Genomic DNA, 16,978 nt, shown 5'->3' with positions numbered 1-16,978 from the left:
ACACGCGGGAAGAGGTGGAATCACAGAGAAAAGGATGTTTTTTTCCGAAAGGAGCCCGGGTGCGATCCTGTTCGCCGAACCCGGGGAAAAAGGGGCCGGGAATCGCACGAGTCTTCCCGGGATGTCATGTATCCCGAAGGACATGTGGGAGCCGCTCGATAATCCGAACGCAATCGTCGTCATCGGTTGACAGCAGTACCATAATATGGTACAATGCTGGCATGAGGTTGTCGCTTGAGAAGATCGAGTCCCTCTGCCGGCACGACGGCACGACCATCGGGAACATGTTGATGGATGCCGGGGTGAGCCGGAACGCGTTCTACACGTTGGCCCGCAAGAAGACGGTGGTGCCGCGATCGCTCGTGCGAATCGCCAGCCATCTCGGAATCTCCATATCGGACCTGCTCGAGGAGTCGCCGACGCCGAGGGAGCGAATGGTGTCCCTGGCCGCCGAGGCGGCGAGTATCGCTCGCGAGCATCCCGGGACGGATCTCGACAACGTCAGGCACACGTTGATCCTGCTCGACGAGAAACCCGTCGAACGATTGAGGAGGGCGCTGCGACGTGGCAGATCCATTGATTTTCGGCGAGCGTGAGATCGAGTTCCTGAAGGAGCTCATCCGCCAAAAGGTCCAGTTCATGATCGTTGGATTGTCGGCGGCGGCCCTGCAGGGGGCTCCCGTCGTAACGCAGGGCGTCGATCTGTGGTTCAGGACATTGCCCGATCCCGGGCTGGAGAGCGTCCTGAAGAAGTTCGACGGCAGTTACATTCCGCCGGTGGCGGGCAATCCACCGATGATTGCCGGGGACGGGGTCGAACTCTTCGACATAGTCATTCGCATGGATGGCCTCGAAGCATTCGACGACGAGCTCGAGCACGCCGTCAAGATACCCCTCGGACGCATGAAGGTGCCGGTCCTTCCCCTGGAGCGGATCATCGAAAGCAAGAAGGCGGCGGGACGCGCGAAGGACAGGATCGTCCTGAAGGTTCTGGTCGATGCTGCCAGGACACTGCGGGAGCGGGAAGACGAGTAGAAGAAACGCCGTGCTCCCGTGCGCCGAAGTATGCTATAATGATTCCGATATACGCGGCTGAATACACATACATGTGAACAACCAATGTTCGCCGGCGATCCGTCTCCGCGCGCGGAGCGGCCCGGGTTCGCGAATCCGTTCCCGCTCCGTCCGGGGAAATCGCTCAATCCCCAGGGGGGTAGGAACATGCGCGCATGTCTCCGTCTCATCGTCTGCCTCGTTGCGCTGGCGTTGCTCGGCGCTTTCTCGCCGCTCCACGCAGTGTGGATCGAGCAGGGCGTTCCCGTCTGCACGGCGACCGGTTTCCAGATGAACGCGGACGTCGCCACGCTGACCTCGGGTGACGCGATCGTCGTCTGGCGAGACAATCGCTCCGGCACCTACGACATCTACGCGCAGCGGCTGAGCCGCGGCGGCGGACGCGCCCTCTGGACGGAAAACGGTGTTCTCATCAGTACGACAGGCATCAGCAACCTGTACGGCCAGCAAGTCGTCTCGGACGGCGCGGGGGGCGCCATCATCGCCTGGTACGACGCACGCACCGGCTACGAGAAGGTCATGGCGCAGCGGGTCGACGCCGATGGCAACCCCCTGTGGACGGCGAACGGCGAGTACGTCTGCGAGGTGGCGGGCTACAAGAACAGCGTGTCGATCGCGGCGGACGGCGCCGGAGGCGCGATCATCGCGTGGGTCGATCTCAGGGGCTCCGATCGGGATATCTACGTGCAGCGGGTCGACGCGGAGGGGAACATGCTTTGGACCGCGGACGGCGTGCCCGCCTGCGGGATGACGGGGCAGCAGTACGATCCCCGGGTCGTCTCGGACGGGACCGGCGGGGGCATCGTCGCGTGGCACGATCTCCGCGGAACGAACTACGACATCTACGCCCAGCGGATCGACGCGGACGGCTACGAGATCTGGTGGGAGGACGGCGAGGTGATCTGCGCGGCGGACGGCAGCCAGTCCGATGTACGACTCATCCCCGACGGCGCGGGCGGAGCGATCCTCACGTGGGACGACACGCGTGACGTCAGCTACGACGTCTACGCGCAGCGGATCGTCGCCGACGGCTACGTCCTGTGGGGCTCGGGGGGCGTCGCCGTGAGCACGGCGGCGAACAGTCAGCGAACGCCGCGCATCGCGTCCGACGGTGCGAGAGGCGCGATCATCGCCTGGCAGGACAGCCGTTCCGGCCAGGACGACATCTACGCGCAGAGAGTCGACGCCTCCGGAAACATGCAGTGGACGGCGGACGGCGTCGTCGTCTGCGACGAGACGAATAACCAGATGATACCGGTGATCGTCTCCGACGGCACCGGCGGGGCGATCATCGCCTGGCAGGACCAGCGGGCGAACGACATGGAGTACGATCTCTACGCCCAGGCGATAGATGGCACGGGAACCGCCAGGTGGGCGGACAACGGCGTTGCCCTCTGCACCGTCATCGGTACCGAGGCCGAACCGGCGATCGCCACGGACGGGGCCGGTGGCGCGTACATGGCGTGGTACGAGGACGGCCGCAGCGACGCCTGCGACGTCTACGCGCAGCGGGTCGAGCGGAACGGCTACTGGGGCTACCCGGCGCCGGAGATCGCCGCCGTTCGCGACGTCCCCGGCGACCAGGGGGGCTCGGTGAACCTCTCCTGGGAGGCGAGCCGCCTCGACCCGTGGCCGGAGCAGCTCATCACCAGGTATTCCGTCTGGCGGGCGATCGATCCGGGGCAGGCAGCCCTCATGGCGGCGTCGGGAGCGGCCGCGCTGACGAACTCGCCCGGGGACGCCCCGGACAGGGACGTTCCGGCGATCCGCGTCGAGGAGACCGCCGCCGGCACTTTCTACTGGAAGCTGATCTCGACGGTCGACGCCTGGTATCTCGAATCCTACGCGGAGGTCGTGCCCACCCTCTTCGACTCGACCGGTGCCTGCGACGAGCGGCACTACTTCCAGGTGATCGCCCACACCGCCGACCCGCTCCTCTGCTGGGTCTCCGAGCCTGACAGCGGCTACTCGGTCGACAACCTGGCCCCCGAGGCCCCCGTCGGCCTCGCGGCGGCCCAGTCGTACACGCCCGACGGGATGCTCCTCACCTGGAGTCCGAACGCCGAGATCGACCTCGCCGGCTACCGCGTCTACCGCGGCTTGGATTCCGGCTTCGTCCCCGGCGAGGGCTATCTCGTAACCTCGACCCCCGACACGACGGCCTTCGACGGCGGGTGGACATGGGAGGCCGGGTACTGGTACAAGGTGTCGGCCGTCGACATCCACGGCAACGAAAGCCCCTTCGCGGTGACCGGCCCCGGGGACGTCACCGGGGACGACCCGATGCCCGCGGCGGATTTCCTCGCGCAGAACTATCCGAACCCCTTCAATCCCCTGACGACCGTCCGGTTCGGCCTGCGGGAGGCGGGACCGGTGCGACTGGGCGTCTACGACGCCGCCGGGCGGCTCGTGCGGTCGCTCTTTCAGGGGCGGCGCCCCGCCGGTGTCTGGACCGTCCAGTGGGACGGCCGCGACGACGGGGGGCGCGACGTCGCGAGCGGCATGTATTTCTACCGGCTCCGCGCGGGGAATTTCGAGCGGACCCGCAAGATGGTGCTTTTGCGGTAGGCGGAGCGCGACACGTTACGCGCAACGGGGCGACGCTTGACAGACGGTCTGGATGGTAGAATAATTGCCCCGATTGAACAGGGGAATATCAGCCGACAACTCGACAGGGGAGGATTGTCATGAAGCGCATGTGCGCCTTCGTCGCGCTGGTCGCGTTCTGCGCGGTTGCGCCGCTCGCCGCCGGGCCGCCGCGGCTCGTCAACTACCAGGGGGTGCTCGCCGACATGGGGGGCGTCGTCGTCGATGACGGCGTCTACGAGATGACCTTCCGGCTCTGGGACGAGGAGTTCGGCGGGAGCGTGCTCTGGGCAGAGACCCGGATGGTGCCGGTGGGCAAGGGGATCTTCAACGTCCTGCTCGGGGACGTGACGCCGCTCGAGCTCCCCTTCGACGCCATCTATTTTCTCGGCGTCTCCATCGGGGCCGAGGCGGAGCTCGAGCCGCGCGTGCCCCTGACGTCGGCGCCGTACAGCCTGGGGGCCGGCGGCGTCTTCGGGACGGAGAACATGTTTCCCGGCGCCGGGCCGGTGGGAATCGGCGTCCACGAGCCCCTCGAGAGGCTCGACGTCGACGGGGCGATCCGGCTCGGCGGCACGGACGGCATGGCGCCGGGGACGATCCGCTGGACGGGGGTCGATTTCGAGGGGTCAGACGGCTCGGCGTGGCTATCGTTGACGGCATCGGGAGGGGCGGGGCTCCCCGCCGGCGCGGCCGGCCGCACATTGCGGCACGACGATGCCTGGTGGGTGGCCGACAGCACCATCTACAACGACGGCACGCGAGTCGGCATCGGCACGACGGCGCCCCAGTTCCCCCTCCACGTGAACGGCATCGCGCAGTTCGACCTGCCCGGCGGCAAGGTCGGCATCTCGACGCCCGGCGGCTGGCCGGGGATCATCGCCTACGAGGGAACAAGTTCCAACCGCCGCGACGTGATCTTCGATCAGAACGGCATCATCCTCTCGGCGAGCACGGACGGCAATCCACCGTCTGCGACCGGCGGCATCGTGATCAACGAGAACGGCAACCTCGGTGTCGGCGTCTATGAGCCGGCCTTTCCGCTCCACATTCGCGATGACGGTGAAACATACGCCTGCGTCGAGTCTCCGTCCGGATACGGATGCGGGATCGCCTTCAGGGTGGGAGGCGAGCTCCGCTGGCGGCTGCAGTACCATCCGGTGGAAGGGACCCTCCAGTTCTACCGCGAGGGGGTCGGGGAGAAGCTGGTGATCGGCGACGGCGGACGCGTGGGGATCAACACGGAGATCCTCCACGGGGACGCGATGCTCGAGGTGCACGACAACAATCCCGGCCCGGCGAGCATGACGATCGTCGGGTATTCGATGACGGCCGTCTCCCCGAGCAACGGGGGCGGTATCGGCGTTGCGGGGATCCGCTCGGACGACGGCGTCGGCGGTATCGGCGTCTATGGCAGCGCCACGACCGGTGCCATGGAAATGAATAACTCGGTCGGCGTCTACGGTCAGTCGGACGACGGGTACGGCGTCTACTCCGACGGCACCCTCGGGAGCGCCGGGCCGCTGGTCGCCGTCGCCCCCACGCAGGACTACGGGCACCGCGAGGTCTACGCCGTGGCGAGCGCGGAGAACTGGTTCGAGGACGTCGGAGAGGATCGGCTCGCCGGAGGCGAGGCGACGGTGCGGATCGATCCCGTCTTCGCCCAGACGGTGGACACCGGCGCGGGGTACCACGTCTTCCTGACGCCCCTCGGCGATCGCGCACTCTACGTCGCGGAGAAGAGCGGCGACCGGTTCGTCGTGAGGGGGCTCGGAGAGGGAAACGAGGACATCGCCTTCGATTGGCGGATCGTGGCGAAGCGGCGCGGACACGAGGCGAAGCGACTCGCCCCGGCACCCGACCCCGCGCGGCTCCGGCCGAGGATCGAGCGGAGGCGACCGGTCGTCGACGGCGGATGACCAGGCGACAGGGCCCTGCCCCGTGTGCTATACTGTCGATGTGAACAGGGGATCCCATCCGACATGGCCGCTCCTGGTCGCGGCGCTCCTCGCGCTCGCGGTGACGCCGGCGTTCGCCGCGCAGCCGCGGCGGCCGGCGCTCGATCCGGCGATCCGCTTTATCGACCGCGCGCGCGTGCCGTCCGGCATCCTCTATGACCTCGTCCTCCCACTTTCGGGGATCGAGCGCTTCGACGGCAGCCCCGGCTCGCCGGCCCTCGATCTCGGCACCTGGAAGCAGATACACTACGAGCTCTCGCGCGCCGCGCTCGATGCCGGCGCCCTGCCGGCGCAGGGCGAGACGCTGCGGCGCGGTCGCGAGGCCGCGCGCGCCGGCTGGATCCCCGTGGCGATCATCGACGCGCGGTACGACCGCGTCGTTCTCCGCGACGGCGGACCGGTCGACATCGCTGCCGCCGTCCGCGAGGGACGGCTGCGCGCGGGACGGGTCTTCGCCGCGGCCCCCCTCGACGAGACGACCTTCTCGGGAGAGCGCGTCCGGTTCCGCTTCGATCCGGCCCTCGTCGTCGGCAACCTTGAGCGGATGCCCGCGCGGATCGAGGTCGACCCCGGGGACGGCGGCGGCTGGCGCCCGGCGGCGCCCGGCGGCCTCCTCGAGGCCCGCTACCGCTCGCGCGGCGACAGGGAAGTGCGGCTGCGCTGCATCATGCCCGGCGGCGAGGTCCTCGAGGCCGGTTTCGTCTTCCATGTGGCGGCCCTCGCCACGCCTGCGCCGCACGACACGATGCACGTGACCGCCTCGGTGCCGTGGAACGGGGAATACGGCGAGGGCGACGCCTACGTCTACCTCGCCGACTCGCTCGCGGGGCTCCAGAACCCCGTGATCGTCGTCGAGGGATTCGACATCGACAACTCGATGGGCTGGGAGGAGCTCTACGATCTCCTCGCCCAGGAGAACCTCATCGAGCGGGCGCGCGCGGAGGGATTCGATCTCGTCGTCCTCGATTTCGCCGACGCCACCGATTACATCCAGCGCAACGCCCTCGTCGTCGCCGAGCTCGTCGGGCAGGTGCAGGCGGCGATCCCCCCCTCGCGCGACCTCGCCCTCATCGGGGCGAGCATGGGAGGGCTCGCCGGCCGCTACGCGCTCGCCTGGATGGAGACGGCGGGAAGCGGGCACCGGGTGCGCACCTTCATCTCCTTCGACGCTCCCCACCGCGGGGCCGACATCCCGCTCGGGCTCCAGTACTGGGTGAGCTTCTTCTCCGTGGAATCGGCCGAGGCCGCCGAGCTCCTCGCCGGGCTCGACTCCCCGGCGGCAAGGCAGCTGCTCCTCTGCCACCATACCGATCCGCCCGGCGCGACGGGGGAGAGCGATCCGCTGCGGGCCGGTTTCGAGGCAGACCTCGCCGCCGTCGGCGGCTACCCCGCCTCGCCGCGGCTCGTCGCCTTCGCGAACGGAAGCGGCCACGGCGCGGGGCTCGCGTTCGTCCCCGGCGAGCAGATCGTCCTCTACGACTACAACGGGTTCCTCGTCGACATCGTCGGGAACGTCTGGGCCGTGCCCGACGGCGGATCGCACATCGTCTTCGACGGTCTCATCGACCGCCCCTGGCCGCTGTCCGACGACGAGCTCGCCGTGACGGTGTCCGGAACCCTCCCCTGGGACGACGCCCCCGGCGGCACCCGCGCCTCGATGGCCCAGATGGATTCGACCGAGGCCCCCTACGGGGATATCGTCGCCCTCTACGATTCGCACTGCTTCATCCCCGTGACGAGCGCCCTCGATCTCGACACGGCCGATCTCTTCCACGACGTCGCCGCCGATCCGGCCGTCATGGCGATCACCCCCTTCGACACGCTCTACTGGGCGGAGACGAACGAGGAGCACGTGACGATCTCGGCGGCGAGCGCCGACCGCGCGCTCGACGAGGTGAAACGGGGAGTGACGGGCGTCGATGAGGACGGCTTGCCCGCGGCGGCGCTCGTGAACGGCCCGCGGAACGCGCCGAACCCGTTCAATCCGTCGACGACGATCTCGTTCCGACTGCCGCGCGCCGGGCGGGTCGATCTTCGGATCTACGGCGTGGACGGCGCGCTCGTGAGAATCCTCGCCGGCGGGACGCTGCCCGGCGGGCGTCACGAGATCGCGTGGGACGGGCTCGACGACCGCGGCCGCCCGGCCGCCTCGGGGGTATTCTTCTGCCGTCTCCGCGCCTGCGGCGAGACCCGCGCCTGTACGATGGTGCTCATTCGTTGACACGGACGGGGAATTCCTGCAACAAATAGAACGAGAATCGCGACATCGCAGCGATCGCACAACCGGGGGGACATGCCGTGGTGAAACGCGCATCCGACGAGACGACCGTGCCGCACGGCGGCTTCGTGACGATCGGGGGCGGGCGGTGGTACCGCATCGCCGGGTACGATCGGCTCGATCCCTTCCTGATGAATATCCCGAGCGACACCGATCTCTGGATGTACATCTCCTCGAACGGCGGCCTGACTGCCGGCAGGGGGGATGCGGAACAGAGCCTCTTCCCCTACGAGACCGTCGACAGGCTGCACGACGGGCATCACCACACGGGGCCGGTGACGATCGTCCGGGCGCGGGCGGCCGGGGGAGATGCCGTCGCCTGGCAGCCCTTCTCGGACCGGGCGGCCTGGGAGTTCCGCGTTGAGCGGAACATCTCCAAGAACCTCACGGGCAACCGGGTGGTCTTCGAGGAGATCAACCACGAACTCGGCCTCGCGTTCCGGTACCGCTGGGCGGCGTGCGACGAACTCGGATTCGTGCGTACGGCGACGATCGAGAACCGGGGCGGAGCGGCGGTCGCCCTGGATGTGCTCGACGGCCTCCGGAACGTGCTCCCCTACGGCGCGCCGCTCGCCCTCTACCAGCAGTCGAGCTCCCTCGTCGACGCCTACAGGCGGAGCGAGTGCGATGCGGAAACGGGGCTCGGGATCTTCTCGCTCACCTCGCGGATCATCGACCGGGCGGAGGCGGCCGAGGAGCTCCGGGCGAACGCGGCCTGGTTCAACGGCCCGGCGCCCGCCGGCATCCACCTCTCGGCCGGGGCCGTCGCGGCCTTCCGGCGGGGCGAATCGCCACCGCCGGAATCCGTCCTCAACGGTCGGCGGGGGAACTACCTCGCGTCGTTCTCTCTCGATCTCCCCCCCGGAAACGGGGGGACGTGGCACATCTGCGCCGACGTGGGGCTCGACCACATCCGGCTCGTCGAACTCCGCGACCGGCTGCGCGCCGGCGGGTATTCCGGCGAAGAGATCGAGGCGCTGCTCGACGCCGCCGACGAGAACCTGCTGTGCATCATCGGCGGTGCCGACGGCCTGCAATGCGGCGGACACGAGGAGGCCACCGCGCACCACGCGGCGAACGTGCTGTTCAACTGCATGCGCGGGGGCGTTTTCGCGGGAAACGGCGCCGTCCCGGCCGGCGACCTGGCGGCGTTCGTCCGGGAGCGGAACGCGCCCGTCGCGGAGCGGCACGGGGCGATGCTGGCGGCGCTCCCCGAAGAGACGGACGTCGATCGCCTGATCGCCGCGGCCGAAGAGACCGGGGACGCCGATCTCGTCCGGCTCTGCCACGAGTACCTTCCCCTCTGGTTCGGCCGCCGCCACGGCGACCCCAGCCGCCCGTGGAACCGGTTCTCGATCCGGGTGAAGAATCCGGACGGCACGCGGGCGCTCCGGTACGAGGGGAACTGGCGCGACATCTTCCAGAACTGGGAAGCGCTCCTGTGGAGCTTCCCCGCCTTCCTCCCGGGCGTCGTCGCGAAGTTCGTCAACGCGTCGACGGTCGACGGCTTCAATCCCTACCGCATCTCGAGAGAGGGGATCGACTGGGAGGTCGTCGACCCGGACGATCCCTGGAGCTACATCGGCTACTGGGGGGACCACCAGATCGTCTACCTGCTGCGTTTCCTCGAGATGCTGCCCGGCCGGTTCCCCGGCCTGCTCGGGAAGATGCTGACGCGCGCGATCTTCTCGTACGCCGACGTGCCATACCGGCTCAAGCCGTACCGGGAGATCGTCCGCGACCCGAAATCGACGATCGTCTTCGACGCGGAGCGCGACGCCGGGATCGCCCGGCGCGTCGAGACGATCGGCGCCGACGGCAAGCTCCTCCACGATACGGACGGCACGATTCGGCACGTCACCCTCGCCGAGAAGCTTTTGGTGCCCGCCCTCTCCAAGCTGTCGAACCTCGTTCCCGGCGGGGGGATCTGGATGAACACCCAGCGCCCGGAGTGGAACGACGCGAACAACGCCCTCGTCGGAGGCGGCCTCTCGGTGGTCACCCTCTGCTACCTGCGCCGGTATCTCCGGTTCCTGGCGGATCTCGCCGGGCGTGCGGGGGCGGAAGCCGTCCCCGTCTCTGCCGAGGTGGTCGACTGGTTCCGGCGGGTGCGGGACATCCTGCTCGGCGCCGGAGGGAACGAGGCGGGCGACGTCGACGACGCCGCGAGGCGGCGGATCATGGACGAGCTGGGCGAGGTCTTCTCGGCGTACCGGGAGACGGTCTACGCCGGCGGGTTCTCCAAACGGGTTCCCCTGGCCTTCGGTGACATCGTCGCCTTCTGCCGGGAGGCGGGCGAGGTCCTCGACGCGACCATCGGTGCGAACCGTCGCGATGACGGGCTCTACCACTCCTACAACCTCCTCGATCTCTCGCCCGACGGACGGAGCGCCGCGGTGCGGCGCCTCTACCCGATGCTCGAGGGGCAGGTGGCCGTCCTGGGCTCCGGCGCCGTCGGGCCGGCAGGCGCGACCACTCTCGTAGACGCCCTCTTCGCCAGCGGCATGTACCGCGAAAACCAGCGGAGCTTCATGCTCTATCCCGAGCGGCAACTGCCGTCCTTCCTCGATCGGAACGTCGTTCCCGAGGACGGGGCGGCGGCGGTGCCGCTCCTGCGCGAGCTCCTCGCCGCGGGAGACGAAACGATCCTGTCGCGGGACGTGGAGGGCCGGTGCCGGTTCAACGGCGACATCGGCACGGCCGGCGACGTCGCCGCGGCCCTCGACCGGCTCGCGGCCGATCCGAGGTGGGCCGCCCGGGTCGCCGCCGACCGGCGGGCGGTGATCGATCTCTTCGGGCGGGTCTTCGATCACGCCGCCTTCACCGGGCGCTCGGGCACGATGTACGGGTACGAGGGGCTGGGCTGCATCTACTGGCACATGGTCTCGAAGCTGCTCCTCGCCGTGCAGGAGACGGCCCTGGCCGCCAATCGCGACGGGCGGCCCGGCGGCGAGGTCGACGCGGTCGTCGATGCCTACTACCGCATCCGCTCCGGTCTCTCCTTCGAGAAGAGCGTCGCCGAGTACGGCGCCTTTCCGATGGACCCGTATTCGCACACCCCGCCCGCCGGGGGAGCGAAGCAGCCGGGGATGACGGGACAGGTGAAGGAGGAGATCGTCGCGCGGTGGGGCGAGCTCGGGGTCACGGTGCAGGAGGGCGTCGTGTCATTCCGGCCGTGGTTCCTCCGCCGGGCGGAATTCCTCGAAGAGCCCTCCGCATGGCGGCACCGCGCCCCGGACGGGCATCTCCGCTCGATCGATGTGCCGGCCGGATCCCTCGCCTTCATCTGCTGCGGCGTGCCGGTCATCTACGCGGCGACGAAGAAAGCGGCGCGCATCCGGGTAACGCGCGAGGGTGGACAGGTCATCGAACGGGACGGCGACCAACTCGATCTCGCCGAGAGCGAGGCGCTCCTCCGCCGGCGGGGCGGCATCGAACGGATCGATGTCCTCGTTCTCGAAGATCTCCTGGGATAGAGAAGGGGCCGGACCCGCCGATCGGCTGGTCCGGCCCCGTGGCACACGAATCGTTCGACCGCCTCACCGGAGCAGGATCATCCGCCGGGAGATCTTCTCCGTCGGGGTCTTCAGGACGTAGAAGTAGACGCCCGAGGCGACCGCGCCGCCCCCCTTCCTCCTGCCGTCCCACGTGACCCGGTGCGGACCGGCCTCGAGGCGGCCGTCCACCAGCGTCGTGACGAGCTTCCCGCTCACGTCGTAGACGGTCAGCTCGACGTCGCCGCTCGCCGGGATGTCGAAGTCGATGCGCGTCGTCGGGTTGAACGGGTTCGGGATGTTCTGCCGCAGGACGGCGGCCTTCGCATCCGGCATCGGGTCGACCGCGGTCGCGCCGATCTGCGAGAAGCTCACGTCGTCGACCCAGGCGGCGCCCCCCTCGAGTGCGGGGGAGACGAACAGGATGTAGGCCGCCGCCTCGACCGTGCCGGTCGGCGCCGTCCCGACGACCTCGTGATAGCCCCAGTTGCCGAGCGTCGACGTGCTGTCGACGATCACGACCTCGCTCGATCCGACCTCCACGGCCGAGACGTCGAGGAAGACGATCTTTGCGATCATGAAGTTCTGGTTCGATCCGGTGATCGGCGTCTCCACGCAGGTGGTCATCGAGTGGCAGCCGAGCTTCCAGATCGAGCCGGTGTCGGCGGGGAAGGCCTGGAAGATCCCCGAGGGGGAGTCGGCCGTGAAGGTGGAGAAGAGCTTCGCGGCCCCGGTCGGCGTGCGCCGGGCGAAGGAGCGCCCGTCGTAGTAGACGTTGCCGAAGGTGTTCCATCCCGTCAGGTCGACGTCGAAGCTCGGGTTGGCGAGCACGTTCGGGACCACGGGCGTGCCGTACGAGTAGAGGTAGGTGTCGTCGACGTAGACGGCGCCCGTATCGCACGCGGGCTGCAGGAAGAGGAAGAGGGTCTCCACCCGCTGCGCCCCCGCCGGCGCCACCGTCGAGACGGAGAAGGGGATCCATTCGCCGTAGGGGGTCCGCCAGTCGCCGATGACGATCTCGTTCGAGGAGATCTCGTTGCCCCCCGACGTTGCGTCGAAGAAGACGACCTTGGCGATGAGCCGGTTGTAGTCGCATGTGTTCGTGCCGGGAATGGCGTCCTCGCTCGAGACGAATCCGTATCCGCCCAGCTCGTAGGTCATGCCGGCGACCGGGGTGAAGGCCTGGCCGTAGCCGCCGACGGTGAACGACGGCGATCCCGGACAGTTCGCGAACTCTCCGAAGATCTTCGACGCGGCGGCGCCGGTGCGGATGATGTTGTCGCCGTCCGGGAGGGAGAGCTGCACGCCGCCGCCGAATGTGAACCAGCCGTCGTAGGACCCGCCGTTATCCTCGAATCCGGGGTTCGCGAGCAGGTTCGTCTGCGCGAGGGCCGGCGATCCCGCCGCCGTGACGGCGAGAAGCGTCGCCGCCGCGAGCAATCCGATACATGTACGTTTCATCTGTTGCCTCCTCCGGCGAGTGCCGCCCGGACAGGAGGAGCGTCGGTCTCGCTCGATCGTCCTCCGGGAATCCGGATACCGTCCCGGACGAGGCCGGGACGGTATCCGGGGGCGTTCGCCCTGCAAAAAACACTGCTTCCTTCTACTCGGCCGCCTTGATCGAGCTCCAGGAAGCGTCGTCGGTGCCCACCGGGCCGCCCGACTGGTACAGCACCGCGTTGTCGACGTGGCAGGCGCCGCCGTCCCACAGCGGCTGCAGGTAGAGCACGAGGGCCTGGAGCTTCACGGTGCCCTCGGGGGCAACGCCGACGATCGGCGCGTTGTCGAACCAGGTGTCGGTCGCGAAGGTGCCGTCGAGGATCGTCGACTCGACGCCGCCGATCTCCTCTCCGAGCGCGTTGAACCAGGCGATCTTCTGGACGACCCAGTTGGCGTCGGGCGCGCCGACGCCGATCATCGGGTCGCCGCCCCAGTGCCGCGACTTGCACGACATCGTCCACTCGGCGCCGGCGGTCGTCGGGAACTCCTGGAAGATGCCGGTGACGTTGAACACGCCCCACCAGTTGCCGAAGATGGAGGCGAGCCCGTCACCCTCGTAGGGGATGAAGCCCGCATCCGGGTTGGTCGTTTCGGCGTAGGCGTTGCCGAATACCTGCCAGCCGTTGAGGCCGTCCTCGAAGCCGGGGTTCGCGAGAATGTTCTGTGCGGATACGGCGCCGGCGATCCCGAGAAGGAGCGCGGCGACCGCGACGACGGCCAGCAAGCGATAGCGTTTCAGCATGTTCATGTCTCCCGAGCAGTACGTGTGCGGACCGGATCGGCCCGATAGACGGGCCGGTGCCGTGATCCAGTGCTGGTGCATTTACGATTCGATGTCATTTCAGGAGGACGAGCTTCCTCGTCTCCGAGAACCCGCTCGATCCGAAACGGTACAGGTAGACCCCCGACGCGACACGCGTGCCGGCGTCGTCTCGCCCGTCCCATCGGACCTCGTGGATCCCGGATGGAACGAACCCGTTCACGAGCGAACGGATCCGTCGTCCAGAGACATCGTACACGGTGATCCGTGTCATTCCTCCCTTCCTGACGGTGTAACGGATGGTTGTCGACGGATTGAACGGGTTGGGCAGCGCCACTGAACGGGGCGCCGGCGGCAGGGCGGCATTCCCCGCGTCGGTGACTGTTCCCTCGGGATAGAAGGTGAAGGCCTCGAAGACGACCTCCTGGTCGGCGGCCGGCGGGCCGTTCACCTGCCACAGGTTGATGTGGACCCGCGGCTGCTCGGGGCGGGGGATATGCGGCCCCGAATAGGTCCACTCGTGTATCATCGTCGCGGCGGACTCGTCGGCCGGCCCCCCGCGCCAGCTGCGGTACTCCACGCGGTCGCTCAGCCAGCGGAAGGCGTGGCTCGTCCGCTCGCCCGCGGAGAAGGAAGCGGCGAACCGCTCGATGTTTCCCGGATAATCGTAGGGCTGGGCGACGAACTGGCCGAGGTCCTTGCCGGGATCGCTCCACCTGCTGAACTCGATGTCGATCTCGTTGTAGGGATTCCACCAGAGGTAGGAAGGGTCCCAGCAGTCGCCGTACTCCCAGATGAAGAGGCCGAGGACGGCGTTCGGATCGAGCTCGTCGAGGTCGCCGATCGTCGTGAAGATGTAGTCGCCGTATCCGAGGGCCTCCTCGGGGACCACCTCGGTGCTGTACCAGGAGCCGCCGATGCGCTTTATCGTCATGTGCAGGCGGCCCTCGCCGTCGACCCATACGCAGTCGGCCGTGTCGCAGAAGAGGCTCGGGCCGGGGCCGTAGTAGCCCGGTCCCTTCACGCGCCACGTGCGCCCGCTGAACGAGATCGTCCGGCCCCCGGGGAAGTCGTTCCACTGGATGTCGTCGTGGGAGGGCGGCCCGATCTCGTGGAAGGTGGCCTGGTCGTAGTAGACGTCCGGAGACGGATCGGTCGGGCTCTGGAGGACGCCGAGCAGGAGGCGCGCCTTGGCCGTGCTCGTCGGCGCCGGCCCGCTGACGACGGAGAACTCCTGCACCACGTCGACGGGGGTCGACGCGTTCGCGACCTGGTGGGACTCGTAGTTGATCAGGTCTCCGCTCGCGTTCCGCCATTCGATGTTCAGGATGGCGGACGACTGGCCGGTGAGGGGGCGCACTGCCGTGTGCCAGCCCTTCACGGTGGCTTCCCAGCGCTCGCCGGGGGCGGTGTCGAACTCCTGCCAGTATCCCGAGACGTCCCAGCCGCCGAGGTTCGGACCCGAGACGACGGCTGCCGCCGATCCGTGCGTGGCGTTCGACGTCGAGCCGACGACGCCGAACTCGTTCCAGCCGCCGAACACCGTGCCGGAGCCGGGAAGCTCGAAGCTCGGATTCGCCAGGATGCATTGCGCGGCCGCGCTTCCCGCGGCGAGGAAGGCGATGACCGCGATCGAGATAAGAATGATTCCGGATTTTTTCACTGCGATTCCTTTGCTGTCAGGCGCTGGTTGCGGTTCCAAAAGCCCGATCGCACGATTTCCGTGTGAGATGGACATACCGGTTCCATGGGATTCTAACACATTTTCCGCGAATTATCAATAATATACCGAACTTGTAAGTTATTGCTCCTTGACAGTTACGAGGTTATCTGGCATCGTTCTTTCTTGTCGCGGGCGCTGTTCGCCGCAAGACGCTCCATTCGACCATCCGATACCCGGATCGCTCCGGCGCCGGGGGAAGTAGAGAGCATATGGCCCTCCTTCAATTTCCCGACGGGTTCCTCTGGGGCGTCGCCACCTCGTCGCACCAGATCGAGGGGGCGTTCGCCGAGGACGGCCGCGGCGAATCGATCTGGGACCGCTTCGAGGCGACGCCGGGAATGATCGAGGACGACTCAAACGCCGCCGTCGCCTGCGATCACTATCACCGCTGGCGCGAGGACGTCGACCTGATGGCGAGCCTCGATCTCGGCGCCTACCGTTTCTCCGTCGCCTGGCCGCGCGTCCTGCCGGCGGGCACGGGGGCCGTCAACGAGACGGGACTCGATTTCTACGATGCCCTTGTCGACGCCCTGCTCGAGAGAGGCATCGTTCCCTTCGTCACGCTCTATCACTGGGATCTTCCCCTGGCGCTCCAGGATCGCGGCGGTTGGGGCGCGCGGGAAACCGTCGATGCGTTCGTCGAATACGCGGATGTCGTCACGGCCCGGCTCGGCGACCGGGTGCGGCACTGGATCACCCACAACGAGCCCTGGTGCATCGCGGTCCTCGGCCACGAGGAAGGCGAGCATGCCCCCGGCCACAGGGATCCCGCCGAGACGCTGCGCGTCGCCCACCACGTCCTCCTCTCGCACGGCCGGGCGCTGGAGCCGATCAGGCGGAATTCCCCCGGCGCCGAGGCGGGTATCGTCCTGAATCTCGTTCCCGCCTGTCCGGCGACCGGTGCCGCCGCCGACGCCGAAGCGGCCCGGCGGTTCGACGGCGCCCTCAACCGGTGGTACCTCGATCCGATCTTCCGGGGAGCCTATCCTGCAGACGCGGTCGAGGACCGCGCTCGGCGCGGGCATCTCGCCGGGGAGGAGCTTCCCTTCGTCCAACCGGGCGACCTGCAGACGATCGCCTCGAGAATGGACTTTCTCGGGCTCAACTACTACACTCGCATCGTCGTGGCCGCGGGAGAGGATGGGGAGCCCGTCCCCCGCCCGGCGGCGCCGAAAGAGGCGCTGACCGGGATGGGCTGGGAGGTCTTTCCGCGGGGGCTGTACGAAACGCTCCTGCGGCTCGCGCGCGAATACCGGCCACCCGGGATATACATCACCGAGAGCGGAGCCGCCTTCGACGATCCGGCGCCGGTTGGCGGGCGGGTGCGCGATCCGCGCCGCGTCGAATATCTCAGGGCGCACCTGGCGGCGGCGCACCGGGCGATCGCCGACGGGGTGCCGCTCGAGGGGTATTTCGCCTGGTCGCTCCTCGACAACTTCGAGTGGGCGCACGGGTACACGAAACGATTCGGCCTCGTCAGGGTCGAGTACGAGAGTCAACAGCGGATACCGAAGGACAGCGCCGGCTTCTACCGCGCGGTGGCGGCCGGAAACGCGGTCGACGACGAACCGGGCACGAGCTCGAGGGAGGAAACGTGAGAAACCC

General features: G+C 68.2%; 10 protein-coding genes. 7 read left to right on the top strand and 3 right to left on the bottom strand.

The features are described 5' to 3' along the window. The first annotated feature begins 221 nt into the window (after positions 1–221). The 6 genes from JW876_02315 to JW876_02290 all read left to right on the top strand — a co-directional run bounded on the left by JW876_02315 (position 222) and on the right by JW876_02290 (position 11,372). Positions 222–596 (top strand): hypothetical protein, encoded by a 375-nt coding sequence (locus JW876_02315; GenBank protein ID MBN1884345.1) that lies wholly within the window; start codon positions 222–224, stop codon positions 594–596. Beyond that, positions 565–1,035, top strand: coding sequence for a hypothetical protein (locus JW876_02310; GenBank protein MBN1884344.1), 471 nt, complete (start codon positions 565–567; stop codon positions 1,033–1,035). Before JW876_02315 ends, JW876_02310 begins: the two co-directional genes overlap by 32 nt. A gap of 186 nt (positions 1,036–1,221) precedes the next feature. Then, positions 1,222–3,642 carry a T9SS type A sorting domain-containing protein gene (locus tag JW876_02305; GenBank protein ID MBN1884343.1) on the top strand — a complete coding sequence of 807 codons (2,421 nt, stop codon included), beginning with the start codon at positions 1,222–1,224 and terminating at the stop codon, positions 3,640–3,642. 119 nt (positions 3,643–3,761) lie between these two features. Continuing rightward, a complete protein-coding gene (locus JW876_02300; GenBank protein ID MBN1884342.1) occupies positions 3,762–5,579 on the top strand; it encodes a hypothetical protein in 1,818 nt (605 codons plus the stop codon). A gap of 40 nt (positions 5,580–5,619) precedes the next feature. Beyond that, positions 5,620–7,839, top strand: coding sequence for a hypothetical protein (locus tag JW876_02295; protein MBN1884341.1), 2,220 nt, complete (start codon positions 5,620–5,622; stop codon positions 7,837–7,839). Positions 7,840–7,919: 80 nt separating this feature from the next. Beyond that, positions 7,920–11,372, top strand: coding sequence for a hypothetical protein (locus JW876_02290; protein MBN1884340.1), 3,453 nt, complete (start codon positions 7,920–7,922; stop codon positions 11,370–11,372). 63 nt (positions 11,373–11,435) lie between these two features. Here the strand turns inward: JW876_02290 and JW876_02285 are convergent, their stop codons facing one another. The 3 genes from JW876_02285 to JW876_02275 all read right to left on the bottom strand — a co-directional run bounded on the left by JW876_02285 (position 11,436) and on the right by JW876_02275 (position 15,313). Further along, the gene (locus tag JW876_02285; protein ID MBN1884339.1) at positions 11,436–12,851 is read right to left on the bottom strand and encodes a T9SS type A sorting domain-containing protein; all 1,416 of its coding nucleotides are present in this window, start codon (positions 12,849–12,851) and stop codon (positions 11,436–11,438) included. 142 nt (positions 12,852–12,993) lie between these two features. Continuing rightward, positions 12,994–13,632 carry a hypothetical protein gene (locus tag JW876_02280; protein ID MBN1884338.1) on the bottom strand — a complete coding sequence of 213 codons (639 nt, stop codon included), beginning with the start codon at positions 13,630–13,632 and terminating at the stop codon, positions 12,994–12,996. A 94-nt stretch (positions 13,633–13,726) separates the two neighbouring features. Beyond that, entirely contained in the window at positions 13,727–15,313 is a 1,587-nt protein-coding gene (locus tag JW876_02275; GenBank protein ID MBN1884337.1) for a T9SS type A sorting domain-containing protein, read from the bottom strand. 269 nt (positions 15,314–15,582) lie between these two features. Between JW876_02275 and JW876_02270 the strand changes: the two genes are divergently transcribed. Continuing rightward, complete coding sequence (locus JW876_02270; protein MBN1884336.1) at positions 15,583–16,971, top strand: beta-glucosidase; 1,389 nt, start codon at positions 15,583–15,585, stop codon at positions 16,969–16,971. Positions 16,972–16,978: the final 7 nt, after the last annotated feature.

Source organism: Candidatus Krumholzibacteriota bacterium (genome assembly GCA_016931295.1).
Taxonomy (GTDB): domain Bacteria; phylum Krumholzibacteriota; class Krumholzibacteriia; order Krumholzibacteriales; family Krumholzibacteriaceae; genus JAFGEZ01.
The sequence above is the reverse complement of the archived record's forward strand: the minus strand, read 5'-3'. Positions and strand labels throughout refer to the sequence as shown.

Excerpts from the sequence above, each read along its gene's own strand:
- JW876_02285 (MBN1884339.1), bottom strand. The coding sequence starts at position 12,851 with ATGAAACGTACATGTATCGGATTGCTCGCGGCGGCGACGCTTCTCGCC.
- JW876_02280 (MBN1884338.1), bottom strand. The coding sequence starts at position 13,632 with ATGCTGAAACGCTATCGCTTGCTGGCCGTCGTCGCGGTCGCCGCGCTC.
- JW876_02270 (MBN1884336.1), top strand. The coding sequence starts at position 15,583 with ATGGCCCTCCTTCAATTTCCCGACGGGTTCCTCTGGGGCGTCGCCACC.
- JW876_02305 (MBN1884343.1), top strand. The coding sequence starts at position 1,222 with ATGCGCGCATGTCTCCGTCTCATCGTCTGCCTCGTTGCGCTGGCGTTG.
- JW876_02315 (MBN1884345.1), top strand. The coding sequence starts at position 222 with ATGAGGTTGTCGCTTGAGAAGATCGAGTCCCTCTGCCGGCACGACGGC.
- JW876_02300 (MBN1884342.1), top strand. The coding sequence starts at position 3,762 with ATGAAGCGCATGTGCGCCTTCGTCGCGCTGGTCGCGTTCTGCGCGGTT.